The organism is Roseateles sp. P5_E1 (assembly GCF_054049335.1).
On record NZ_JBFUMN010000369.1, the window covers coordinates 1 to 570 of the forward strand.

1 protein-coding gene is annotated in these 570 nt (G+C 67.0%); it reads right to left on the reverse strand.

The genetic code is table 11. The features are described from left to right. A partial coding sequence (locus ACXJKJ_RS31575; protein ID WP_457395629.1) for a Maf family nucleotide pyrophosphatase occupies nt 1-486 on the reverse strand: 486 nt, incomplete at its 3' end. Nucleotides 487-570 lie beyond the last annotated feature (84 nt).

Here is a 570-nt window from a genome sequence, read left to right on the forward strand (position 1 = left end):
GTGGCGGATGTAACGTTCGGCGCCGCCCTGGATGGCGTAGGCACCGGCCTTGCCCATCGGTTCGCCGCTGGCCACGTAGGCCGCGATGGCGTCCTGCCCGATATCGATGAAGCTCACCTCGGAAATCACCAGCACGCTGTCCTGGCGCCCCTGGGCGACCACGGCCACGGCGGTCATCACCTGGTGGGTGCGCCCGGACAGGGTCGCCAGCATGGCCGCCGCATCGGCGGCATCGACCGGCTTGCCGAATACCCGGCCATCGAGCACCACTTCGGTGTCCGAACCGATCACCACCGCGTCGGCGTCGCCGCCAACCAGGGCCAGCCCGGCGCGCGCCTTGTCGGCGGCCACCCGCTGCACATAGGCGGTGGCCGATTCGCCAGCGGCACGGACTTCAGGCACCTCAAGGTCCAACGCGTGGAACGGTCGGTCCAGGCGCGTCAGCAGTTCGGTTCGTCGGGGAGATCGAGAGGCAAGATAAAGCATCGAGGAAGCATAACCTGAGCCCACTGTCTGAATCGCGAGCAACCCGTTCGAATCGTGATCAACCCCGTCAAACCTCACGACGCG